This is a genomic window from Paracoccus alkanivorans, assembly GCF_003697785.1.
Lineage (GTDB): Bacteria > Pseudomonadota > Alphaproteobacteria > Rhodobacterales > Rhodobacteraceae > Paracoccus > Paracoccus alkanivorans.
The window spans coordinates 673,237-695,294 of sequence record NZ_QOKZ01000001.1; the positions used below are offsets into that span (position 1 = coordinate 673,237).

General features: G+C 63.6%; 21 protein-coding genes. 4 read left to right on the forward strand and 17 right to left on the reverse strand.

From position 1 onward, the window contains the following. Positions 1-12: 12 nt before the first annotated feature. From C9E81_RS03360 to C9E81_RS03375, 4 genes are all read right to left on the reverse strand, one after another. A complete protein-coding gene (locus C9E81_RS03360) occupies positions 13-2,493 on the reverse strand; it encodes a DUF3772 domain-containing protein (RefSeq protein ID WP_122110871.1) in 2,481 nt (826 codons plus the stop codon). Further along, positions 2,494-3,525, reverse strand: a complete 1,032-nt coding sequence (locus tag C9E81_RS03365; RefSeq protein WP_122110872.1) for a cysteine synthase A — start codon at positions 3,523-3,525, stop codon at positions 2,494-2,496. 170 nt (positions 3,526-3,695) lie between these two features. Beyond that, positions 3,696-4,898, reverse strand: a complete 1,203-nt coding sequence (locus C9E81_RS03370) for a CaiB/BaiF CoA transferase family protein (RefSeq protein ID WP_122110873.1) — start codon at positions 4,896-4,898, stop codon at positions 3,696-3,698. Then, positions 4,891-5,844, reverse strand: coding sequence for a hydroxymethylglutaryl-CoA lyase (locus tag C9E81_RS03375; protein ID WP_122110874.1), 954 nt, complete (start codon positions 5,842-5,844; stop codon positions 4,891-4,893). Before C9E81_RS03375 ends, C9E81_RS03370 begins: the two co-directional genes overlap by 8 nt. Before the next feature lie 75 nt (positions 5,845-5,919). Here C9E81_RS03375 and C9E81_RS03380 point away from each other — a divergent pair, with 75 nt between their 5' ends. Genes C9E81_RS03380 through C9E81_RS03395 form a run of 4 tightly spaced genes read left to right on the forward strand, consistent with a single transcriptional unit; the run spans position 5,920 to position 9,528 of the window. After that, positions 5,920-6,612 (forward strand): GntR family transcriptional regulator, encoded by a 693-nt coding sequence (locus tag C9E81_RS03380; RefSeq protein ID WP_166461801.1) that lies wholly within the window; start codon positions 5,920-5,922, stop codon positions 6,610-6,612. Positions 6,613-6,642: 30 nt separating this feature from the next. Continuing rightward, entirely contained in the window at positions 6,643-7,608 is a 966-nt protein-coding gene (locus C9E81_RS03385) for a Bug family tripartite tricarboxylate transporter substrate binding protein (protein WP_122110876.1), read from the forward strand. Next, complete coding sequence (locus C9E81_RS03390; protein WP_166461802.1) at positions 7,605-8,036, forward strand: tripartite tricarboxylate transporter TctB family protein; 432 nt, start codon at positions 7,605-7,607, stop codon at positions 8,034-8,036. The genes C9E81_RS03385 and C9E81_RS03390 overlap by 4 nt, the downstream gene beginning before the upstream one ends. A 1-nt stretch (position 8,037) precedes the next feature. Beyond that, entirely contained in the window at positions 8,038-9,528 is a 1,491-nt protein-coding gene (locus C9E81_RS03395) for a tripartite tricarboxylate transporter permease (RefSeq protein WP_122110878.1), read from the forward strand. A 2-nt stretch (positions 9,529-9,530) separates the two neighbouring features. Here the strand turns inward: C9E81_RS03395 and C9E81_RS03400 are convergent, their stop codons facing one another. The 13 genes from C9E81_RS03400 to C9E81_RS03460 form a co-directional block, all read right to left on the reverse strand. Next, on the reverse strand, positions 9,531-10,544 hold the full coding sequence (locus C9E81_RS03400; RefSeq protein WP_122110879.1) for a carbohydrate kinase family protein: 1,014 nt from the start codon (positions 10,542-10,544) through the stop codon (positions 9,531-9,533). Further along, positions 10,541-11,212 (reverse strand): D-lyxose/D-mannose family sugar isomerase, encoded by a 672-nt coding sequence (locus C9E81_RS03405; RefSeq protein WP_122110880.1) that lies wholly within the window; start codon positions 11,210-11,212, stop codon positions 10,541-10,543. Before C9E81_RS03405 ends, C9E81_RS03400 begins: the two co-directional genes overlap by 4 nt. Further along, positions 11,209-12,354, reverse strand: a complete 1,146-nt coding sequence (locus tag C9E81_RS03410; protein ID WP_122110881.1) for a Gfo/Idh/MocA family protein — start codon at positions 12,352-12,354, stop codon at positions 11,209-11,211. The genes C9E81_RS03405 and C9E81_RS03410 overlap by 4 nt, the downstream gene beginning before the upstream one ends. Before the next feature lie 3 nt (positions 12,355-12,357). After that, a complete protein-coding gene (locus C9E81_RS03415; protein ID WP_122110882.1) occupies positions 12,358-13,182 on the reverse strand; it encodes a class I fructose-bisphosphate aldolase in 825 nt (274 codons plus the stop codon). Positions 13,183-13,277: 95 nt separating this feature from the next. After that, positions 13,278-14,006, reverse strand: coding sequence for an SDR family oxidoreductase (locus C9E81_RS03420; RefSeq protein WP_122110883.1), 729 nt, complete (start codon positions 14,004-14,006; stop codon positions 13,278-13,280). Positions 14,007-14,152: 146 nt separating this feature from the next. Further along, entirely contained in the window at positions 14,153-14,716 is a 564-nt protein-coding gene (locus tag C9E81_RS03425) for a P-loop nucleotide/nucleoside kinase family protein (protein ID WP_122110884.1), read from the reverse strand. After that, positions 14,713-15,618: an ROK family protein gene (locus C9E81_RS03430; RefSeq protein WP_122110885.1), complete on the reverse strand. Its 906-nt coding sequence runs from the start codon at positions 15,616-15,618 to the stop codon at positions 14,713-14,715. The genes C9E81_RS03425 and C9E81_RS03430 overlap by 4 nt, the downstream gene beginning before the upstream one ends. Further along, positions 15,602-16,507 (reverse strand): tagatose-bisphosphate aldolase, encoded by a 906-nt coding sequence (locus C9E81_RS03435; RefSeq protein WP_122110886.1) that lies wholly within the window; start codon positions 16,505-16,507, stop codon positions 15,602-15,604. Before C9E81_RS03435 ends, C9E81_RS03430 begins: the two co-directional genes overlap by 17 nt. A gap of 118 nt (positions 16,508-16,625) precedes the next feature. After that, complete coding sequence (locus C9E81_RS03440) at positions 16,626-17,564, reverse strand: sugar-binding transcriptional regulator (RefSeq protein ID WP_122110887.1); 939 nt, start codon at positions 17,562-17,564, stop codon at positions 16,626-16,628. Positions 17,565-17,726: 162 nt separating this feature from the next. Continuing rightward, positions 17,727-18,767 (reverse strand): LacI family DNA-binding transcriptional regulator, encoded by a 1,041-nt coding sequence (locus tag C9E81_RS03445; protein WP_166461803.1) that lies wholly within the window; start codon positions 18,765-18,767, stop codon positions 17,727-17,729. A gap of 31 nt (positions 18,768-18,798) precedes the next feature. Continuing rightward, a complete protein-coding gene (locus C9E81_RS03450; RefSeq protein WP_122110889.1) occupies positions 18,799-20,079 on the reverse strand; it encodes an FGGY family carbohydrate kinase in 1,281 nt (426 codons plus the stop codon). Continuing rightward, positions 20,066-21,133 (reverse strand): class II aldolase/adducin family protein, encoded by a 1,068-nt coding sequence (locus tag C9E81_RS03455; RefSeq protein ID WP_122110890.1) that lies wholly within the window; start codon positions 21,131-21,133, stop codon positions 20,066-20,068. Before C9E81_RS03455 ends, C9E81_RS03450 begins: the two co-directional genes overlap by 14 nt. A gap of 5 nt (positions 21,134-21,138) precedes the next feature. Continuing rightward, a complete protein-coding gene (locus C9E81_RS03460) occupies positions 21,139-21,912 on the reverse strand; it encodes an SDR family NAD(P)-dependent oxidoreductase (protein WP_122110891.1) in 774 nt (257 codons plus the stop codon). Positions 21,913-22,058: the final 146 nt, after the last annotated feature.

Below are 22,058 nucleotides of genomic sequence, written 5' to 3' on the forward strand. Positions count from 1 at the left end.
GTTGCGCGATTTTCACCGGTCGCCATCCGCATCCGGAATGCCATCCCCGTCTTCGGCCTCGTCAAAAGCGATGCGCGGATCGTGCCGCGTCGGAACCGGCGACGATTGTGATGCCACAGGTTCGGGCCGGGTCGGCTCCGTTCCTCCGTCGCGCAGCACTTCGGGATTGCGCAACCAGATGTCGCGCTGCGCGAAGGGGATCTCGATCCCCTCGGCAGCAAAACGTTCGGCAATCTGGTGGCAGACCTCAGAGGTCACCCCAAGTCCCGCGCCGACATCCGACAGGATCGCCCGGATCTCGAACTCCAGGCTGTCGGCGCCAAATCTGCGGAACAATACGGCGGGGGCCGGGTCGACGGTGACAAGCGGCTGGTCCTCGATGATCTCTTGCAGGATACGCTCGACGCGACGGGTATCGCTGCCATAAGCCACACCGACCGGAATGATGATCCGCCCGGTCTGGCTGGCCCGGGTCCAGTTGATCACCGGCTGGCTGATCAGGTCGCTGTTGGGAACGATCACCTCTGTCTTGTCGAATGTCTCGACCTGCGTGGACCGGACCGAGATGCGCTGCACGATGCCCTGCTGACCTCCGGCCTCGATCCAGTCACCGACGCTTATCGGACGTTCGATCAGCAGGATGATGCCAGAGACGAAATTCGACACGATGTTCTGAAGGCCGAAACCGATCCCGACGGACAGGGCACCTGCGACGATGGCAAGTGAACTAAGGTCGATCCCGGCCGAGGTGATCGCCAGCAAGGCGGCAAGGAAAATGCCGACATAGCCCAGCCCCGACACCACGGCATTCTGCCCGCCCGCATCCAGCTTGGTCTTTGGCAGGATCGTGTTACGAAAGGTTCCCTGCAGGCCGCGGGTCACCATGTAGCCGATGGTAAAGACGACCAGCAAGGTAACGACGGATCCCGGTGACAACGTGATCCCGCCAAAGCTGACGCCTTGCTGGAAATTGGTCCAGAGCTCGGCCAGGTCCGTGCCTCGCGCGCCCCATATCAGCAGGAACAACGGGAAGGAAAGGATAACCAGCGCAAAGCCGATCAGCATCGGAATCAACCCATCGCGCGCGCCCTCCTCGCCATGCTTGACCATGCTGAATATGTCGGCAGCAAAATCTTTCAGCAGGATCAGCAGACCGATCAGCGCCAAGGTCAGGATCCACGGCCAAAGCAACCCATTGGCGAGGTTGATGAACCCCATGACGCCCAGCGCAATCACGATCACCACCATAAGGCGCGAAAGCCTGCCCATGACGGAGAGGACGCGATAACGCGCGCCCTGCCCTGCCTCGCTTTCCTTGTGGTTGAGCTTGCGCAGCGCGTTGCCCAAGCGGAACAGCGCCAGCCCCGCAAGCGAGATCAACACGAAATGCCAGACCGAGATGGCGGCGTCCGAGAACTCCAGCGGCACGCGATTTGCCTCGTCGCCGACCCGTTCGTAAACTCCGGACAGTGGCAGGACCGCGCTGGACAGCAGGTGATGGATCGCGAACAGCAGCGCCAGCGCATTGGTCATCCGGCGCGCCGAGTTGCGGGGCTTCTGCTCCATGTTGAGGGTATCGTATGCAACCATCCTGGCCGGAAAGATCTGTCCCGACAGCCAGTAGCCGCAGAACAGGATCAGGCCAGCCAGCGGCAACGCATCCCAGAATGGCAATGTCCAGTCACCGGGCAGGCCACTGGCCTTGATGGCACGAACCAGCAGGAACAACCCTGCCACGGGCAGCGCGATCTGCCCGAGAGAGACGACAAAGGCGACAACGGCACGCGAGTATTCCGATGCATGTGCCGACAGGCGCGAGGGCAGCCCATTCACCCAACGCCGGCCGATCGTCAGCAGCAGGATCGCAGCGATGAGATAACCGGCGACCTGTGGGAAATTGGGCCGCATCTGCGACCAGATTCCCATGTCCATGGTCCGTTGACCGGCCTCTTCGGCAATGCCCGCCACCAGCTTCGCTCCATCAGCCAGGGCGGGAGGCCAGCTTGAAGGCAGCAGCGGCGAAGGAGAGAGTTGAGCAAGCACCGTCGCCTGCCGTTCGTCCGTCACCTCGTCGATCTGCTTGATGATGGAATCCGCACGGCTGAACGCCTCTACCGCCTGCAGGCGCGGTGCCTGCAAGGTTGAAAGCTGCTTGTGCAGTTCCTCCCGGCGGCTTGCGATCTCTTCGTCTTCGGTCTCGCCCTCGGCGGGGGCCGGTCCCAACGCCGCTATTTGTTCCTTGACGCTGGCGATTTGTGCGCCATTGGCATTCTGCGCTTTCTGCAGCCTGCCACGCCACTCGGCGATCCGGCCGCGCATTGCGGCCAGTTCCTCGCTCGTGGCCGTGGCGTCCGAGCCCAGTTCTTCAGCTTGAGAGGCGATATTCTCCCAGGCCTGATAGTCGATTCCATTGCCTTCCTGCGCGGCAAGAGGCTGTACCGCGAACAACAAGGCCATCAGAAAAATGGCCGGAAATACCCGGAATATACGCATTCACTCCTCGAATACTTCGGGCAGTTCCGGCTTTTCGCGCGTCATCCAGCCGGGAACGGGCAGACCCTTGGCGCGCAGGAATTCCGGGTTGAAAAGTTTGGTCTGATAGCGGTTGCCGTAATCGCATAGCGCGGTGACGATGGTATGCCCCGGACCCATCTCCCGCGCCATGCGGATCGCGCCGGCAACATTGATCCCGGTCGATCCACCGAGGCACAGCCCCTCGTGCTCAAGCAGGTCGAACAGGATCGGCAGGGCCTCGCTGTCCGGAACACGCCAGCTGAAATCGGGCGTGAAGCCTTCCAGGTTGGCGGTGATGCGGCCTTGCCCGATACCTTCGGTGATCGAACTGCCGGGGCTGTCGAACTCACCGGTGGTATAGAATGCGTGCAGCGCCGCCCCCTCGGGATCGGCCAGCCCGATCTTGACGCCCTTTGGTTGCAGCGCCATCGCCACCCCGGCCAATGTCCCGCCCGAGCCCACGGCACAGGTGAAACCATCCACCTTGCCCCCCGTCTGTTCCCAGATCTCGGGGCCGGTGGTTTCGACATGGGCCTGCCGGTTGGCCACATTGTCGAACTGATTGGCCCAGATCGCGCCATTCGGCTCGGTCTTCGCCAGTTCCTCGGCCAGCCGCCCGGAATAGCGGACATAATTATTGGGGTTCTTGTAAGGTGCTGCCGGAACCTCGACCAGCGTGGCACCGGCCAGCCGCAGCATATCCTTCTTTTCCTGGCTCTGCGTCTCGGGAATGACGATGACCGAGCGGAATCCCATCGATGCGCCCACCAGAGCCAGCCCGATGCCGGTATTGCCTGCCGTTCCCTCGACAATGGTCCCCCCCGGGCTCAGTTCGCCGCGGGCAATGGCATCGCGGATGATGAACAATGCGGCGCGATCCTTGACGGACTGGCCCGGATTCATGAACTCGGCCTTGCCAAGGATCTCGCAGCCTGTCTCCTCGCTGGCCCGGTTCAGCCGGATCAGGGGCGTATTGCCGATCGTTTCGGAAAGATCAGAGAAGATTCGCATGGGTTTTCCGGCCTTGCTGCGGGTGAATGGGACGTTTCGAATACCTACACATGCCGGGCCGCCCGGGGCAACCCCGCTGCGACAGGCGGAAATACCTCCGGAGCCCACATAACCCTGTTTCGTGCGTCCGCGTCACCGCTTGTTATAACGCCGGTCTCGCACGAATCCGGTCACGGCAGCAGGACCGCCCCGGATCCCGCCAGCCTCGCTATTTCTTCCGCGCTGTATCCGGCCTCGGCCAGAACCTCTTGCGTGCCGCCGCCCAATCGGGGGACCGGGCGATGCAGACCGCAGGGAGTCGCGCCCAGCTTGATCGGGAAACCCAGCACCTTTTGCGCCGGACCATCCTGCCAGCCTGTCTCGATCACCATCTGCTGCGCGGCGATCTGCGGGTCAGAGAATACCTGCGCCAAATCCTGCACCACTCCGCAGGGCACGCCCGCAGCGTTCAGCGCCCGCAGCCAGTGGTCGCGCGGCTGACCGGCCATGCGTGCCTCGATCAGTTCCCGCAGTTCGGCCCGGCGGGCCATGCGGGCAGTATTGCTGTCATAACGCGGATCCGACAACACCCAACCTAGGTCCAGCGCGTCCAGAAAGCGCCGCAATATCTGGTCATGCGAAGGTGCCACCCCGATCTGGCCATCGGCACAGCGAAACAACCCGTAAGGCGCGACCAGCGGATGATCGTTACCGGTGCGTTCGGGCACTTTCCCGGTGGCGAAATATTCCGAGGACAGATAGGCCATCAGGCTGAGCAGGCCATTGACCATGGCCACCTCGACCGTCTGCCCCAGTCCCGTCCTTTGCCGGCTGACAATCGCCGCAACGATCCCCAAGGCGGCATAGATCCCCGCGACCAGGTCGCTGACCGGCGGCGCGGCGCGCATCGGAGCGCCATCGGCATCGCCGTTCACGCCCATGAAGCCGCTCATCGCCTGTGCGATGAAGTCAAAGGCCGGCCGGTCGATATAGGGTCCTTCGCTGCCATAGCCATTGACGCTGGCCACGATCAGGCGGGGGTTCAATGTCTTCAGGGTTTCGGCATCGAGGCCCATCTTGTCCAGCGTGCCGGGGCGGAAATTCTCGACCAGCACATCGGCATCCGAAAGCAGGCGGCGCAGCACCTCCCTGCCCCCGTCGCCATAAAGATCCAGCACGACCGAGCGCTTGTTGCGGTTGAATCCCGCGAAATATCCGGAATGGCCCTCGCTCATGGTTCCCTGTGCGCGGACCGGATCGCCCTTGGGCGGCTCGATCTTGATCACATCCGCGCCCAGATCGCCCAGGATCATGGTGCAGAACGGCCCCGACAGAACACGGGTCAGGTCGATCACCCGGATCCCGTGCAGCGGGCCTTTCACCGGCTCAACCATGCGCGGTCCTCACGCTGTCGGTCGAGGCGGTTTGCAGACGCGGACCGGCCTTCATCACCTGTCCGGGAAGTTCCCGGCCAATGATTTCTTCGGCGAGCCGGGCAGAGCCTGTCAGGCGATCCAGATCGACGCCGGTCTCCACGCCGGATTCGTGAAACAGGTAAACCATATCCTCGGTCGAGACATTGCCGGTGGCGCGCGGCACGAAGGGGCAGCCGCCAAGCCCGCCTATACTGGCCTCGAAATGCCGGATGCCCATCGAGAGCCCCGCATAGGCGCAGACCAGCCCGACGCCCCGTGTATTGTGGAAATGCAGGGCGATATCGGCATCCGGCACTGCTTGGGCCAAAGCCTCGACCCGCTGGATGACCAGCGCGGGCGTCGCCATGCCTGTGGTATCGCCCAAGGTGATATGCCGCATCCCGAGATCGCGGTAACGCCTGGCCTGGTCGGTCACGGCCTCGACCGCCACTTCCCCCTCGAACGGGCAACCGAAGGCGGTCGCGATGGCGCCTTGCAGTGCAACCCCCGTTCCCTCGGCCAAGCGGGCAATCCCGGCAAACCCCTCGAACGACGCCTCGCGGCTGCGGTTCACATTCTTCAGATTGTGGCTTTCCGAGGCCGAGGCGAACAGCACCATCGCGTCCACCCCGGCCTCTATCGCCGCCTCCGCGCCGCGCGCATTGGGGACCAGAGCCGTCAGATGGGCATCATCGCGATCGCGGAATGCCGCCATCACCTCGGCTGCATCGCGCATCTGCGGGACCGCCCTCGGCGACACGAAAGAGGTGATTTCGAAGCGCCGCAAACCCGCATCCAGCAGTGACTGGATCAGTTCGATCTTGCGGGCGGTAGGAACGAATTCTGCCTCTGATTGCAGGCCGTCGCGGGGACCGACCTCGGTGATGATCGCGCTGGCGGGAAAGCCCGGTATCGCTATGCCCATCCTGTTCTCCGGCTTGGCGAGAAATTGCTTTGCGTTGGGATGCCACAGTGGTATACCGCGAGAAAGGAGACGTCAATGGCGATGGAAACGACAGGGCGGCAAGACATGGAGGACGGGAGCAATGACCTTCTCTCGCGTCTTCGTTTCGCGATCCTGTCGCTGGAACTGCTGCCTGGCGAATCCATTTCCGAGCGCACCCTCGAACAGGAATTCGGCGCATCGCGCACGCCGATCCGCGAAGCGCTGTTCAACCTGATGCGTGACGGGCTGGTAAACCGCGAGGGGCGCGGCTATATCATCGCCCCTTTCGACATGGCCGAGATCAACGAGGTCTTCGATTTTCGCGAGATCATCGAGCCTGAGGCGGTGCGGCTGGCAGCAAGGCTGGCGACGCCGGAACAGATCAGCGACATTCGCCACAGCATCAATTTCAGCCATGACGAGTTCACGCCCGAGCGTTGGCTGAACATGGGCCTCGATTTCCATGTCCGCTGTGCGGCTCTGTCTCAAAACCGCTGCCTTGTCGCGGCGATGCGGGACGTGACCATGCGGACCCTGCGCGCGCGCTGGATCAGCTTCACTTCCGAGGAGGGACGGGCATGCACCCATCGCGAACACGGCAGGATACTTGACCTGATCGGGGCACGAGACGGCGAAGGCGCGGCAAGGGCCGTACTAGCGCATTCGGCTGCGGTCCGGAAGGAAGTCATCGAGACGATCGGCAATGCCCGCCGCTTCATGGGCCGCCGCAGCGTCGTCGAAGGATAAAGCATCATCAATATCCATGGGAGGAACGGGATGATCGGAAAACTGAACCACTGGAAAGCCGCGGGACTGGCTGCGGCGATGCTGTTCGCGGTGCCCGCGATGGCTGCGGAATGTATCGCGCCGGCGGATCCGGGGGGCGGATGGGATTTCACCTGCCGCGAGGTCGGCCGGATCCTGGCCGAAGAGGGGCTGGTCGAGGGCAATGTGCAGGTCACCAACATGCCCGGCGGTGTCGGCGCGGTGGCCTATGCCAATGTCGCGGGCAAACGCGCCGACGATGCCGCTCTGCTGGTTGCCACCTCGACCGTGGGCATCACCCAGATTGCCCAGGGCAAATACCCGGCTGGCAGCGACCAGATGCGCTGGATCGCCATGCTGGGCGCCGATGTCGGCGTGATCGCTGTGGCGAAGGACAGCCCCTACCAGTCGCTTGACGACCTGCTGTCGGCGCTGAAAGAGGATCCTGCCTCGGTCGTCACCTCGGGCTCGTCCGGCGCCGGCGGATGGGATCACATCCGCCTGTTGATGCTTGCGGAGGCGGCCGGGATCGAGGATCTTAGCCAGATCCGGTGGGTCCAGTTCGACGGCGGCAGCCCGGCAGTGACGCAGATGATGGGCGGTCAGGTCGGCCTGGTCTCGACCGATCTGGGCGAGATCAAGGGCTTCGTCGAATCCGGCGATATCCGCATCCTGGCCGTTTTGTCGGACGAGCCGGTCTCGGCCTTTCCGGATCTGCCCACCGCCAAGTCGCAGGGCTATGACATTACCGGTTACAACTGGCGCGGTTTCTATACCGGCGGCGAGGTCAGCGACGAGGATTATGCAGCCTGGGTCGAAAAGCTGAAAACGCTGTATGATTCCGAGGCGTGGCAGGAGACCGCGAAATCCAGCGGGCTGGAGCCGATCTGGCGCGGCGGCGAGGAGTTTTCCGCCTATGTGGCCGAGCAGGAAAAGCAGATGGCCGAGATCTCGCGCGAAATCGGGATCATCCAGTGACCGACCGTCTGGCCGGGTTGTTCTTTTTCGTGCTGGCAGCCGGATATCTCTGGCTGTCGGCAGGATATGTGGCGGGTTTCGGCGACCCGTTGGGACCAGCGGTCTTTCCGCGGGTGATCGGCATACCGGCGGCAATCCTCGGCCTGTCGCTGGCGATCTGGCCAAGCCATAACGCGACATGGGCAGGCAGGGCCGGACTGCTTCGGCAGGTCGCGGCCATGGGCCTGCTGCTGGGATATGCGCTGCTGCTCGAGCCTCTGGGCTTCGTGCCCGCCAGTTTTGCGGCCATCCTTGGACTGTCGCTGCTGATGGGCGCACCGCCCCTGCGCGGGTTTCTGACCGCCGCTCTGGCCGCGCCCGGCCTGTATCTCCTTTTTGACCGCCTGATGGGGCTCCCGCTGCCCCTGATCGGCGAAATGCTTGGCTGACATGGATATTCTTGCGCTTCTTCTCGACGGCTTTTCGATTGCCGTCCTGCCGCTCAACCTGGCGCTGATCGTCGGAGGCTGCTTTGCGGGCACTTTGATCGGCGCCCTGCCCGGCCTTGGTCCGGTGAATGGCGTCGCGATCCTGATCCCGCTGACCTTCGCCTTCGGGCTGGACGCCACATCCTCGATGATCCTGCTGTCCGCCGTCTATTACGGTTGCATGTATGGAGGCCGGATCTCGGCGATCCTGCTGAACATCCCCGGCGACGAACCCGCCATCATGACCACGCTGGACGGTTATCCGATGGCACGCAAGGGGCATGCCGCCGATGCGCTGGCGATTTCCGGGGTGGCATCTTTCATCGGGGCGACATTGGCCACGATCGGGCTGACCCTGTTCGCACCGCTGCTGGCCAAGGCCGCGATCTATTTCGGGCCCGCCGATTACTTCGCCCTCTATGTCATGGCCTTCACGACCATCGGCGGCATCACCGGAACCGATCCGCGCAAGACCTTGCTGGCGGCAATGCTGGGGCTGATGCTGGGCACGGTCGGTCTTGACCCATCGACCGGAGTAGCACGCTATACCTTTGGCTCCTTCCATCTGTATGATGGCTTCGATCCGATCGTCGCGCTGGTCGGGTTGTTCGCGATCTCCGAGATCCTGTTTTTCCTGGAACAGAAGGCCCATGGTGGCGGGCTTGTGCCTCCGGGCAGTGTCTTTCCCCGTTTCAGCCGCATCAAGGAGGGTCTCGGCGCCTCGCTGCGCGGATCGCTGATCGGGTTCATCGCCGGAATCCTGCCCGGCGCGGGGGCTTCGCTTGGTGCAGTGATGTCCTACAGCTTTGAAAAACGCATCAGCGACAGGGGCAGTTTCGGCAAGGGCGACCCGCGCGGTGTCGCGGCGCCAGAGGCTGGCAATAACGCGGCCAGCGGAGGCGCACTGATCCCGATGCTGACACTCGGGGTCCCGGGTTCAGGCACCACGGCGGTCATGCTGGCCATGCTCATCTCGCTGAATATCCAGCCGGGGCCGCTTTTGTTCGAGCGCAGCCCGGATCTGGTCTGGGGGCTGGTCGCAGCACTCTACCTGGCCAATTTCGTCCTGCTGATCCTGAACCTGCCGCTGATCGGTCTGTTCACCCGTGTCCTCGGCCTGCCCGCATGGGGACTGATGCCCCTGGTCGTGGCCATCAGCTATCTGGGTGTCTATGCGATCACCCATGCGGCTTTCGACCTGCTGGTAATGGTCGGTTTCGGGGTTCTGGGCTTCGTGCTGCGCAAGCTGGAATTCTCGCTGGTGCCGGTGGTGCTGGGCCTGCTGCTGGGCATGGATATGGAAAACAACCTGCGCCGCGCCCTGTCGATCTCGGGCGGCGATTTCACCATTCTCGTGCAAAGCCCCATCGCCATCGGCATCTACGCGGTGACCGCCGGATTCCTGGTCCTGTCCCTGTGGCTGTCGAAACGGTCCCCGCCCCAGATGGCGTGATCTCAGCCCGGCATCCTTCCACGGGCCTCTTCCAACAGGAATGTCCCAAGACCATCCGTTGCCGTCTGCCCTTTCAGGCAGGCCCCGGCGGCATTGCAGGCAAGAGCCAGGCATTCCTCGCGGGACCAGCCCTCGTGAAGCCCGTGGATAATCCCCGCGGCAAAGGCGTCCCCCGCGCCGACCGGGCTGATGATCTGGTCCGCCGGCACCGGTTCCGGGACATGGACATGCGCCTCGCCCTCCTCCAGCCAGACCGAGCGTTCGGCCGAATGCAGGATGACCGCGCGCCTCACGCCACCCCGGACAAGCGCTTGCGCCGCCCGCACCATTCCGTCGACATCGGCGGCGGCAGAGATGCCGATTCCCGTCGCCCGGACCGCCTCGACCTCGTTCAGGAACAGCACGTCGATCTCGGGCAGCGTTCCGAAAACGGTCTCCCGGTAGGTTTCGCTCTGGGACGAGACCAGATCAACGCAGGTCATCATCCCCTGAGCCCGCGCCTCGGCCAGAACATCCGCCGCGACCGTGCGACCACCGGGGCCGATCCGGTCCAGCGCGGCAAGCAGGTTCAGATAGCCGAGATAGAAGATCCGCAGTCCCTGCGCGGCCAGCCCGGCCACGTCGATCCGCGCGGGATCCAGCAAATCGTTGACCCCGGAATGATAGAAGAAAGTCCGGCTGTCCCCCGGAACATTCATCACATGCGTCTGAGAAGTTGCCGCAGCCCCCGTGCGGCCGATACGCGAGACGTCCAGGCCAGCCCGCTCGCATAGCAGAAGCATTTCGTCCCCGAGCCCGCCAGCCCCGACCAGCCCGACCGGCACCACGGGATAGCTCACGCCCATGGCGACCAGATCCGCCGCGACATTGGCCGCGCCTCCTCCCAGCCCGCTGGTCTGGGCAGAGATGCGCACGAGATCGGATTTCTGCGGCCATGCCGGGATGTCATGGACGATATCGAGAAGCCAGTTCCCGACGCAGGCCACACCCCGGCGATCGGCTGCGCCCGCACTCATCCGCCACCTCCCTCGTTCCAGAGCAGCCGATGGGGTGATTCGTCCTCCTCGATCTCGCTGAAACGCCCCAGGGCCTCGAGGAAGAAATTATCGCCCCGGTCGTCATTGCACTGGCTGACCTCGGCCACGAAAACCGGCTTACCCTCGCCCCAGAACCGATGCTGCAATCCGCGCGGTATGGTGATCGCCTGCCCCGCCCGTAACCGGTGAACGCGCCCATGTGCCGGAAACTCCCCGCCATCGATCCGGACCCTGTCGGCAACCGGCTCGCCGCTGAGCGGCTCCACCTGCCCTTCGCGCGAAAATTCGACGCAAAGCGTGCCGCCGCCACGCACGATGATATCCTCAAGCTTCATACGATGCGCATGAAAGGGTGTTTCCTGACCGACGCCGACGAAAAGCAATTTCTCGGCATAGGGGCGCTCTCCCTCGGCGCCGTAAAGCCCGTTGCGCGCGCAGAACAGCACCAGCCCCCTTTTGTCGAACCGTCCCTGACCGAAATCGGTGACATCCCAGCCAATCTGGCGTTCGGACAGCCACGCGCTGCGTTCGGGATTGGCCGCGTGATCTGCCGGAGTCCAACTTGCGAAATCCGGCATCGCCCATGCATGTTCGGCCAGTTGCGCCTCGGCCCGGCGGATGGTCGCGTTGATCTGCGATCTCTTCATCGCGCATACTCCACATCTACAACCCTGTTTTCCCTGCCCGACTCCAGCGCGGCCGTCAGGATCGCGTGATGTTCCGCCGCCTCATCGGGTGTCGCGCAGTGGAACCCCCGCGCATCGCCCCCGGCAAGTTCATCCACGAAAGCCGCCCACATCTGCTGGATCGCATCGGTAAAGCCGAACTCGAAGATCCCGCCGGTGATCGCCGGAAAAAGCGACTGATAGCCCAAGTCCTCGACCTGCCAGCACTGTGCTCCGCCTCGCGCATAGCGCATGAAACGCCATTGCCGGGGCGACTTGGTGGTGAACTCGGCAGAACCTTCCATGCCCAGCACCCGGATCGACCAGGTGTTGGATTCACCCGGCGCGATGCGCCATGTCTTCAGGACCAGCGGAAAGGCCGCCGCGCCGGTGCCCACGGTTCCGGTGATCGTCGCGTTGTCCCAGGTTTCGCAGGGCACGCGGGCCCCACTGGCATCGGGCCGGGTCGCCACCCGTTTCACAAGGCTGGCATGGACCGAATGCGGTTTCCAGCCAAGCCGCAGCGGCACATGGCAGACATGCATGCCCAGATCGCCCATGCAGCCATAGGCACCGTTCACATCTACCATCCGCTTCCAGTTGATCGGCTTGTCCGGATTGATATCGGAGGAATGCAGAAAGGCGCATTCGACCTCGATGATCTCGCCCAGGGCACCGGAACGCGCGAAATCGATGACCTTCTGCGCACCGGGATAGAACGGCATTTCGGAGGAACAGCGCACCAGCTGCCCCTCCCGCCCGTGAAGCAAGGCCATGATCGCCGCATTCTGGCCCCGGTCCATGCCGAAGGGTTTTTCTCCCAGCAGGTGTTTCCCGGAGGCAATTATATCGGAATATATTCCGGCATGAAGCATATGCGGCACAGCGCAATAGACGGCTTCGACCTCGTCATTGGCCAGAAGCGTGGTATGGTCCGTGGTTTTCTGCCGCACCGAGGGCAAATGGTCGGAATACCAGTCCATCAGCGCCGGGTTGGTGTCGCAGACCGCCACGATCTCGGGACGGGCCCGCATGTCCTGCAGATGCATCCAGCGTGCAGAGGCAGAAGCGAATTCGCGGCCCATGAGGCCGCATCCGATGATACCGAAACCTATGTTTCGCATGGCTCAGCCCAGCTTTGCCATGGCGGCATCCACCGTGGCGTCCTCATGCACGATGGCCATCAGCGCGGCGGTCATGCCTGCCGGGTTCTCGTGGTGAATGACATTGCGGCCATAGACGATGCCCCGCGCACCCTGCTCCATCAATATCCTGGTGCGAGACAGGATCTCGCGATCCGGGACCTTGCCGCCGCCGCGCACCAGCACGGGAATGTTCTGAGCGATCTCGATCACCCGGTGATATTCGCCCGGATCGTCGCAAGGATCGGCCTTGATGATATCCGCCCCCAACTCGACCGCCTGACGCACCAATGGCAGGATCCGGTCGATATCGCCATCAACCATGTATCCGCCCTTCGAATTGTCCTGCATGACCAGCGGCTCGACCATCAGCGGCATACCGGCATCGTCGCAGGCGGGCTTCAGCCGGTTGATATTGCGGATGCAGGCATGAAACAGTTCGGGCTCATCAGGCAGCATGAGCAGGTTCACCACCACGCAGGCCGCGTCCAGCCGCACCGCCTGCTCCACCGGGCGGTCGATAACCTCCGAGAACAGCTTGCGCGGCAGCGGCGTGCCATAGACATTGGCGATATCGGTTCGCAGCACCAGCGCGGGCCGGTCCCTGCCGGGCCGGGCCTGCAGGAGCGGCGCGGTCCCCGGCGGCAACTGGATCGCGTCGGGCCGGGCCGAGGCGACGGTCTCGATCGCCGAGGCCATGTTCTCGATCCCGCCGAGAAAGCTGCGTTCATTGAACATGCCGTGATCGATGGCCACGTCGAAGCAATTGCCCGAGGGGCCGAAAAGCCGGTTCATCCGCGCCTGTTTCATGTCTCCTCCCATGAAAGCCGGTTTCGTTCACATCCCGCGGGGATCGCTTGCCGCTCTTATGGCCGCCATTCCCCGTTCCGGGTTCGCCGTGCATATCAGCAGGCGGTATACCCGCCGTCAATCGGCAGCGCGACCCCGCTGATCATCGAGGCGCCCTCGCTTAACAAAAAGGCGATGGGCGCGGCGATCTCGGCTTCGGTCGCCCAACGGCCCAGGGGCATCTGTTTCAGGAATGGGCCCTCGATCTCGGGACGCCCCCAATACCAGGCCGACATCGGAGTCATCACCACGGTCGGATGCACCCCGTTCACCCGAATCCCGTGCGGCCCCAGCTCCAGCGCCGAGACCCGGGTGATATTGTCGAGCGCGGCCTTGGAGGCCCCGTAGGAGATATGCCCCCTCAGCGCCACAAGCGCGGCCTGGCTCGAGACATTGACGATGGCTCCGCCCCGGCCAAGGCGGATCATGCTGCGCGAGGCGTATTTGGTGACCAGCAGCGCACCGCGCGCATTGATCGAGATGACCTTGTCGAAGACCGATATGTCGGTTTCCATCGGCGTGGCGATCTCGCCGCCGAAACCACCGCAATTCACGACGCCCCAAAGATCGAGATCACCCAATGCGTCCTTGACGCTTTCCTCCGATGTCAGATCGAAAGCCAAGATGCGGCAGCCACTTTCTTTCGCCAGCGCCGCCAGCTTGTCCCGGTCCCGGCCAGCGGCGATGACATCCGCCCCCTTTTCGCGCAGCAGCCGCACCGTGGCCCCGCCGATCCCGCCGCTGGCACCGGTGACCAGGATAGGCCCCTTGTCGTAATCAGCCATGAAACTCCTCCTCCCTGCCGGGCTGCCTCAGTATTCGATCAGATAATCCATCGCCACGCTCCCTCGATAGCGGTCCAGCGATTGGACAGGGCCTGTCGCTCGATCCGGCAAATGTCCCGGCCATATCCGCAGGCCCCACCAGGCTCTTATTCACCATCACGCGCCTCGATGCCCAACGCCACCAAGATCCGCATCGGTATATCCGGCGGCATGGGGGCCGCTCCATCGACCTCGATCACCGGCCCCAATGCCATCGGGCGGGCGCGCTGCGCCAATTGGTAAAGCTCGTCAGCATAAGAGGCAGGCAAATGACCGGCATGGCGGGCGGCGGAGCGGCTGCGATAACGCTCGGCCGCCAAAGCCGGGGCGATCGTGACCCAGATCTCGACGGCACGATCGATCCGCGCGCGGGCCAGATGCTCGCGCAGCACATCTGCTGGCTGGAACCCGTGCCAGGCATCGATCACCGGCAATAGGCGATCCGGAAACCCGGCGATGGAATTGAAGATCGCGTGATAACTCGCCCGCCCCAGCATACGGTTATGTTCCCGGTCACCGGTGCCGATATGTGCGAACAGCCCCTCCTTGACGGTATCGAGGCCAAGCGGCACCGCTGGCACACCCGCAGCGACAAGTCCCCGGACAATATTACGGGACAGCGTGGATTTGCCGCTGGCGGGCACGCCGTTGACCAGAACCGCCCGCCTCATGCCGAGCGCACCGGCCGGAGCGATGCCGGGCTCCCGAACGCGGCCAGCCCCGCCCCGATCACCCCGGCATCATCGCCAAGCCGGGCCGCTTCGACAGGCAGGGGAAACCATGCCCCGGCAGAGGACAGGCGCGACAACGCCATGGCCATTTCGTGCCCCAGGCCGCCGCCAAGGAGGATCAACCGGGGATCCACGACAGCAACCAATGTCTCCAGCGCCCGGCGCAAAGGCGCGGCCCATGCCTCCAGCAGTGCCGAGGCCCGCGCGTCGCCCGCATCGGCCCGCGCCAGCAACTCGCCGGCTCGTGTTCCGGCAGGCAGCCCCGCCTCGGCAATCAGCGCGCCCAAGGCAGTGCCTGAGCTGAATGTCTCGACACAGCCGCGCCGGCCGCAATTGCATTGCGGCCCATCGCCCGAAACGACGATGTGACCGAACTGGCCCGACAGGCCGCCGCCATACCACGGAACACCGTCCTGCAGCATGGCGCCCCCGATGCCGGTCCCTATCGTGACCATCAGGATCAGCCCCTTGCAGCCGTCGCCACGCACCCGCCCTTCGGCGATCAGAGCCATGGTGGCGTCGTTCTCGATCCGCACCGGCAGCCCTGTCTGGTCACGCAGCCGTGCCGCAATATCGAGACCGGCGATATCCAGATACCCGGCCGAGCGGATTTGCTGCACCGCCCCGTCCACGCGGCCGGGAATACCGATTCCGACCGCCACGCTGGTATCGTTCCTCAGCGCATCCACCAGCCGCGAAACCTGATCCGCGAAACCATCGCGATCCCGGCGGACGGGCTCGGCGATGCGGTCGGCAAGTTCGCCATCCGGCGTGATCCGGGCCGCACGGATACGGGTTCCTCCCACATCCACGCCGATCGCGGTGTCAGCCCTTGTCCGCATGACGGTTCAAGACATCCTGAATCTGTTTCAGCCGGTCGCTGGCGATATTCTCCAGCCTGTCCTCGTGGATCTTGGGATCAAGCGAGATGCAGTCCTTCCACAATGCCCGCCCGGCAATCACACCGGAAGCCCCGTTTTGCATCGCGGTCTCGACCTGCCCGATGAAAGTCTCGTGATCGACCCCTGCGGACAGCACCGCCCAGGGCACATCCCGGCACAGAGCGGTAATGCGGGCGCAGGCCTCTGCCGTGCCCGGATAGGGCAGTTTCAGCACTTTCGAACCCAGTTCCAACGAGATGCGCGCGCTTTCCACGATCAGGCCGGGGAAAGCCTCGCGATAGGCCTCGTCGCTTTCGCCCTCAAGCTGGTAGGTCAGGATCTCGACGACCAGCAGCAGGTCCTCGGCGGCAAAATCGGCGATGCAATCGCGGATGATGCCGATATTCACCTCGTTCGCCTCCGGGCGATCAGGACGGAGATAGACCATCAGCTTGGCCCCGGTTCCGCCCAGTTCGCGCACCCGGCGGGCGGTCACGCCCGGCACGAGTTTCGAGATGCGATAGCTATTCCTGTCGGTATCCCAGCCCGAGGCGTCGAGACCGATCAGCAAGCCGGTGTCCCGCGCCAGGATACCTTGGTCGACCACCGCCGGCACGGCGCAGACGGCATCCAGAAGCACACAAGAGGCCTTGTTCGCCAGATGCCGCACGATGCCGGACTTGACCACGCCCAAGGCCGCCTCGTCGATGGCGGCCTGCGCATCGGGCGTATCGGCCAGAACCTTGCGCATCCCGCCGCGCTGATCGCAGGCAACCACCATCATCAGCCCGTTATCCCCGCATATCTGCTGATATCCACGCAGTTCGGATGTGGTCATCATTCTGGTCATTCGGAGTCCTCGTCCCGGAGTTTCCATCGGTCCGGCAACCAGCCGCACCCTTGGCTGTCCAAGCAGTAGCCCCGGTGAAATTCCAGTTCAACAATTTTTTGCTGAAATTTATTTCAGACTATACATCAGGCTGCTGCAAAGCATCGAGGATCTGCGCCGCCGTCCTTGAATCGGTGACCAGCGCATTGATCATGCCTGAACGTGCGGCACCGATGATCGCTCCGGCCTTTTCACGCCCGATAGCCGCCCCGATGGACAGGGGAACGCGCCTCAGCTGCGCCCGGCTGATCGACATCAGGTTGTCCTGCCCGGGCCAGCGCATCTCGTTGCCATCGGCATCGAAGTAATGGCGCACCACGTCGCCGGCCACACGCCCAGCTTCGCCCGTGGCAAAGCCGATATCGGCGCCGACACCGTCGCGCTGGAACAGGCCGATTCCCAAAATGGCAGCATCGACCCGCTCCCATAGCCCGATCAGGCGAGCCGCGTCCGGATCGCGAAGCAGAACGGCATGAAGCTCGGACGAAACCATCGAGGGGGCATAGAGAAACCGGGCCTCTCCCCCCGTCTGCTCGGCAGCCATGCGCACGAACTCGTTGATCTGGAAATGCGAGGCGGTCTCGTGCATCCCTCCGGTGGTCGGCACCACGACGACATCCGGCAACTTTGGAAGCCCCGCCGAGATCACGCTTTGCACCGTCCGCCCCCAGCCTATGGCAATCACCGATCCGGGCCGGAGCCCGGCCCCCAGCAGAATGGAGCCGACCTGCGAGTTCAGGGCCGCCGCCTTGTCACTTTCAACCACACGCACGGCCTTGAGCTCCAATGCAGCGCAGAGTTTCTCGCCCAGCACATCGGCCTCGTCGAGCTCCGCGACCTGGATGCGGACGATGCCCTCCTGCCGCGCCAGCCCCAGAAGACGCGAAACCGTGGCAGTCGAGACCTCCATCCGTCGCGACACCTCGACCTGCGACAGCCCCTCGATGTAATGCAGCTTTGCCGCGGCATGCATCAGCGTGCGATTCAGGAGCTTGCCGGGTTTGGGGCGTTTCGTCATCGGCGACCTTCAGTAGAAATATGTTTCAGAGACGATCTTCTCTGCCTGAAACGACCGCGCGAGGCAATGGCGGTGGCCGCGAATTTCCGTTGGCTCTCGATGACTGGAACAGCGGGTAATCGCCGGCAGGCTTCGCCCTCCCGACCCAATTGTCCGGACGAGTCAGGCCGATTCACGCAATACCAGCCGGGCCGGAATGCTGCGAGAGACCGGGGCCTCGCCTTTTTTGCGCGGGCTCTCGATCCGACGCAGCAGGATCTCGACCGCCTCGCGCGCGATCCGTGGCACGTCCTGCTCCACCGTGGTGAGGCCCGGATGGAGGAAACGGGTCAGCACGTCGTTGTCATGGCCTGCAATGCGGAAATCCCCGATCTTGCCCCGTGGAAACAGCCCGAAATCATGCGCGGCCTTCAGGGCACCCATGGCGATCCGGTCGCTGGCGCAAAGAACGGTCGCACGGGTATATCTGCCGGCGGCGAAAAAGGCGCTCATCACGTCCTTGCCGTAAGCCTCGAAATTCCAGTCATACCCGTTGCCGCCGGTCTCCAGCACTTCCCCGACCTGCCCATGCCGTGCCATGGCAGCCCGAAAGGCCTCGGTCCGTTCCAGCGCGCTCATGTTCACCGGTGGCATCGGCAGGAAAACCGGGTCATGACCGGAACGGACCAGATAATCGACCAGCAGCCCGATGCTTTGCCCGTTGTCATTGCCGACGAAATCGAACCCCCCGGCGCCTTCGGCGGCCCGGGAATCGATCAGCATCACCGGCAATTGCGCCTCGGCCCGGCGCAACATCGCGGTATCAGAGGCCTGACCAAGGGGTGAGATCAGGATCCCGTCCGCATTCATCGAACGCAGGGTCTCGACCGCCGCCACCTCGCGTTGCGGATCGTTATGCGAATTCTGGACGATGATCTTGTAATCACTTTGCCCGGCCGCAAACTCCACGGAATTGATCAGGTTGGTCTGGAAGATATCGTTGAGATGCGGGATGACCACGCCGATCAGCCGGGTCCGCTTGCGGTTGAGATTCACGGCAAAGAAATTCGGCACGTAATCCACCGTCGCCAACCGCGTCTCGATCTTGGCGCGGGTCCGTTCCCGCACGCTGGAGGGATCGTGGAAGTAACGCGACAGGGTCGGACGCGAGACATCGATCTCCCGCGCCAGCTCCTCCATCGTGCGAATGGTTTTCTTCGTCATGCTCTTCCCATCTCCGCGCGCTGCGCCGATATCACCGCCCAGCCTCCCGGAACAGTGCGGTGACCTGATCCACGAGGCTTTCCTCATAACTGCGCAGCTCTATCGGGAATGGCCAGTATTTTTCCAGCGCTTGGGTGAACGCGCGGTTCCCGGCAAAAGGCCCGGTCATGTGAATGACCCCCTTCGCACCGATCGCCTGCATGCCCCGGACAGCCTCGCGCGCCAGCAGCCGGTCGAGGTGATCGGCTTTCCGTCCGCCATCGGGAACCGGAAGCCTGACGGGTTGCCCGGTCCGGGAATCGACCAGCCGGAATCGTCCATTTTCGGGCTCCTGCCGCAGTTCACAATGCTCTGCCGGGCAGGCCGGAAGCTCATGATCCTCCTCGGCCAGCAGATCGACACGCGCCTTTCCTGCCATGAAGCGGAAATTGGGAACGAGATGGCCGAATATGTCGAGGCTGGCCATAACGCCCAGCATGCCTCCCGCAGGCATCCGCTCCACCCCAATGGCAAAGGCGGTCAACCATGTGCCGGTCGGCATCACCACCAAGGGCTCGCGCTTTCCCGCTCCCGCATGGGGCACCAGCGCCAGGCTGCTGTCATGGGCGCCGACATGGACCGGGATCCCCTCGGGCAAGCCATGTGCATGGGCCAGATCAGGGCGAATGACTCCGGCCAGTTCATGCGCCGGGGCCAGCCCGGGAAACAGCCCCCCCGTCACATCGGCCATCGTGCCACCTGCGGGAATGCGTGTTCGCAGGTCCCATACATCGCCGTGACTGCTGGCATAGGAAATCTCGCTGACAGCCCGCCCGGTCAGACGCCATGTCCAGTATTGCGGCCAGAACAACGCATGTTGGGCCTGCGCGACGCGGTTCGGGAAACGTGAGCGAAGCCAGAAAAGCTGCGCACCGATGTTCAGCCCGCCGGGCATCCGAGGTGTTCCGGTCCGCTCGAATGGAGGCCGCAGCCGGTCATATGCCTCGGCCAGTTCGTCAGGCCCGACGAATTCGTAATCCAGCACCGGCAGCACCAGCCCGGAATCATCGATCAGCGCGAAGGTCGCCCCATGCGCGATGACGATGACTCCACCAATGCGGGCGCCTGCCGCGAATTCCCGCAAGGACCGCATCAGGAATAACCACAATTCCTCGACGTCCAGATGAGGATAGGGTGGTCCGGGCAATACCCGGTTCTCCATCCGGAGAGTTTCGATCTCTTGTCCCGACGCAAGATCGGCGAGGATCGCTCGGGTATTCGTCTTGCCGATATCGAAGACAACGAAGCGGCGTATCGTTTCACACGGCTCCATCGCCGCCTCCCCGATTCAGCTTCTGACGATATTTCTCGGCATCCCATCCCAGCAATTCGTCGATCTCGGCATTTGAGAAAACCCGCCTTTCGCCGCCGCCCGCGGCTAGGAACTGCTCGAGTACGAGGTGATAGCCGCGAAGCAATTCCACCGTGCCACGCATGGCGGTGTCGCGGATCAATACGCCGTGACCTTCGACGATAACGGCAGCGTTCAACGGCACGGGTTGCCGGGCCAGGGCTGTCAGCGCAGCGGGCAGGTCGGGACCGGGAGAGAGCACCGGGATGCGCGGCCCGAAGAAAACGACAAAATCCGGCGCGATGGCGCATTCCCCGGCAATCGCGATCAGGGCTTCATCCCGTGCAAGCGCATGCGCACGCCCTATATTCGCGGGCCCGTAACCTGTGCCTGCCAGGGAAATATCGAGCGGCCGAAACCCGGTAGAGGTTCCGATAACGGATATCTGCAGCCGTTTTCGGATCTCGCGCAGGCGTGCCTCGGCGGCGAAGGGGGTTCGGCCTGCCACGATAAGACCATGGCTGCCCAGGACCACCACCCGGCTTCCTGCCGCTCCCGCTTCCCGAAGGGCATTGGTCAAGGGCACGCCCGGTTTGATGTAAGGCTGCCACAGCCAGTCCAGCCCCAGCAACCGGGTGGCGAGCCGCGACTCCGCCTCGGCGGAAATCGCGTGAGCCAAGGTTGCGACGCAATGGACATGCAGCACGCAGGGCGCGTCCATGAGCGCATGGAACGGCGTCTCGACCGAGGCGCGCATGCCTTCCATTCCGGGAACGCTCCCTGTCATCCCGGCAATCTCGCCCTCGTCCAGATCCCCGGCCATGACCCGTGCGCGCATCGCACGCAGATCGACCGGCACCATGATCGGACGCGCGACCGCCTCGGCCAGCCATGTGCCCGATGCCTTGATCCACATCCGCCCATCCGTCTTGATGGAACTGTTGCCGCCCGCCGCCTGCACCAGCGAGATATCGCGCCCGATACGCTCCGAGCAGATCAGGAAATCGCGCCAGCCTGCGCCGTCGGGATAAGCCATCCCGCTTACCAGCAGGTATAACCGGCATCCGCGGAAACCACGGCACCGGTCATCAGGCTGGCGGCATCGGAGGCAAGAAACAGCACGACTGAGGCAATCTCATCGGGTCGTCCCAATCGCCCCATCGGTGTCATGTCCAGCCAGATCCGCTCCATCTCGGGGATGTCCTTCAACACGCGGCTGACCAGTTCGGTCTCGATAACGGTCGGTGCGACGGCATTGACCCGCACCCCGCGGCTGCCCCATTCAGCGGCCAGAGATTTGGTCAGGTGATGCACCCCGGCCTTGGAGGCATTGTAAAAGCTTTGTTCCTGCGGCTTGTTGACGATCAGCCCCGACATCGATCCCATGTTGACGATCGAGCCCGATCCCCGCGCCAACATGCGCTTGCCGAAGCTGCGGGCACAGAAAAAGACGCCGTCGAGATTGACGGCCATATGCCTGCGCCAGATTTCGTCCGAGCAGGTCTCGGCCGGGATGTTGGACTGCACGATCCCGGCATTGTTGACCAGGATTTCGACACCGCCCTCGCCCTCCAGCGCCTCGGCAAGCGCCTCGATGCCGGCGCTGTCCGTCACGTCGAGAAACCGCGCCTCTACCGTACCGCCTGCCGCAACGATCCCGGCGGCCTTTTCCCGGGCGGCATCCATATCGAGATCTGCGATCACCACCCGGGCACCCGCCTCTGCCAAGGCATCCGCGCAGGCTGCGCCGATCCCCTGCGCCCCGCCGGTTACCACCGCGACCCGCCCTGCAAGGTCGAATTTCCTTAGATACATGTTCTTTCTCCTCCGGTTCATTTTAATGCGCCATATTTTTTTACATGCGTCAATATTTATATCGAAAAACAGCCGGCTCGGATGCGGTGAATCGTCAGAGACCGTGCGCAACCCAAGTTCTGACCATACAGTTGGCAGCATTGCTG

Coding starts and splice junctions, on each gene's coding strand:
- C9E81_RS03360 (WP_122110871.1), bottom strand. CDS start 2,493: ATGCGTATATTCCGGGTATTTCCGGCCATTTTTCTGATGGCCTTGTTG.
- C9E81_RS03365 (WP_122110872.1), bottom strand. CDS start 3,525: ATGCGAATCTTCTCTGATCTTTCCGAAACGATCGGCAATACGCCCCTG.
- C9E81_RS03370 (WP_122110873.1), bottom strand. CDS start 4,898: ATGGTTGAGCCGGTGAAAGGCCCGCTGCACGGGATCCGGGTGATCGAC.
- C9E81_RS03375 (WP_122110874.1), bottom strand. CDS start 5,844: ATGGGCATAGCGATACCGGGCTTTCCCGCCAGCGCGATCATCACCGAG.
- C9E81_RS03380 (WP_166461801.1), top strand. CDS start 5,920: ATGGCGATGGAAACGACAGGGCGGCAAGACATGGAGGACGGGAGCAAT.
- C9E81_RS03385 (WP_122110876.1), top strand. CDS start 6,643: ATGATCGGAAAACTGAACCACTGGAAAGCCGCGGGACTGGCTGCGGCG.
- C9E81_RS03395 (WP_122110878.1), top strand. CDS start 8,038: ATGGATATTCTTGCGCTTCTTCTCGACGGCTTTTCGATTGCCGTCCTG.
- C9E81_RS03400 (WP_122110879.1), bottom strand. CDS start 10,544: ATGAGTGCGGGCGCAGCCGATCGCCGGGGTGTGGCCTGCGTCGGGAAC.
- C9E81_RS03405 (WP_122110880.1), bottom strand. CDS start 11,212: ATGAAGAGATCGCAGATCAACGCGACCATCCGCCGGGCCGAGGCGCAA.
- C9E81_RS03410 (WP_122110881.1), bottom strand. CDS start 12,354: ATGCGAAACATAGGTTTCGGTATCATCGGATGCGGCCTCATGGGCCGC.
- C9E81_RS03415 (WP_122110882.1), bottom strand. CDS start 13,182: ATGAAACAGGCGCGGATGAACCGGCTTTTCGGCCCCTCGGGCAATTGC.
- C9E81_RS03420 (WP_122110883.1), bottom strand. CDS start 14,006: ATGGCTGATTACGACAAGGGGCCTATCCTGGTCACCGGTGCCAGCGGC.
- C9E81_RS03425 (WP_122110884.1), bottom strand. CDS start 14,716: ATGAGGCGGGCGGTTCTGGTCAACGGCGTGCCCGCCAGCGGCAAATCC.
- C9E81_RS03430 (WP_122110885.1), bottom strand. CDS start 15,618: ATGCGGACAAGGGCTGACACCGCGATCGGCGTGGATGTGGGAGGAACC.
- C9E81_RS03435 (WP_122110886.1), bottom strand. CDS start 16,507: ATGACCAGAATGATGACCACATCCGAACTGCGTGGATATCAGCAGATA.
- C9E81_RS03440 (WP_122110887.1), bottom strand. CDS start 17,564: ATGACGAAACGCCCCAAACCCGGCAAGCTCCTGAATCGCACGCTGATG.
- C9E81_RS03445 (WP_166461803.1), bottom strand. CDS start 18,767: ATGACGAAGAAAACCATTCGCACGATGGAGGAGCTGGCGCGGGAGATC.
- C9E81_RS03450 (WP_122110889.1), bottom strand. CDS start 20,079: ATGGAGCCGTGTGAAACGATACGCCGCTTCGTTGTCTTCGATATCGGC.
- C9E81_RS03455 (WP_122110890.1), bottom strand. CDS start 21,133: ATGGCTTATCCCGACGGCGCAGGCTGGCGCGATTTCCTGATCTGCTCG.
- C9E81_RS03460 (WP_122110891.1), bottom strand. CDS start 21,912: ATGTATCTAAGGAAATTCGACCTTGCAGGGCGGGTCGCGGTGGTAACC.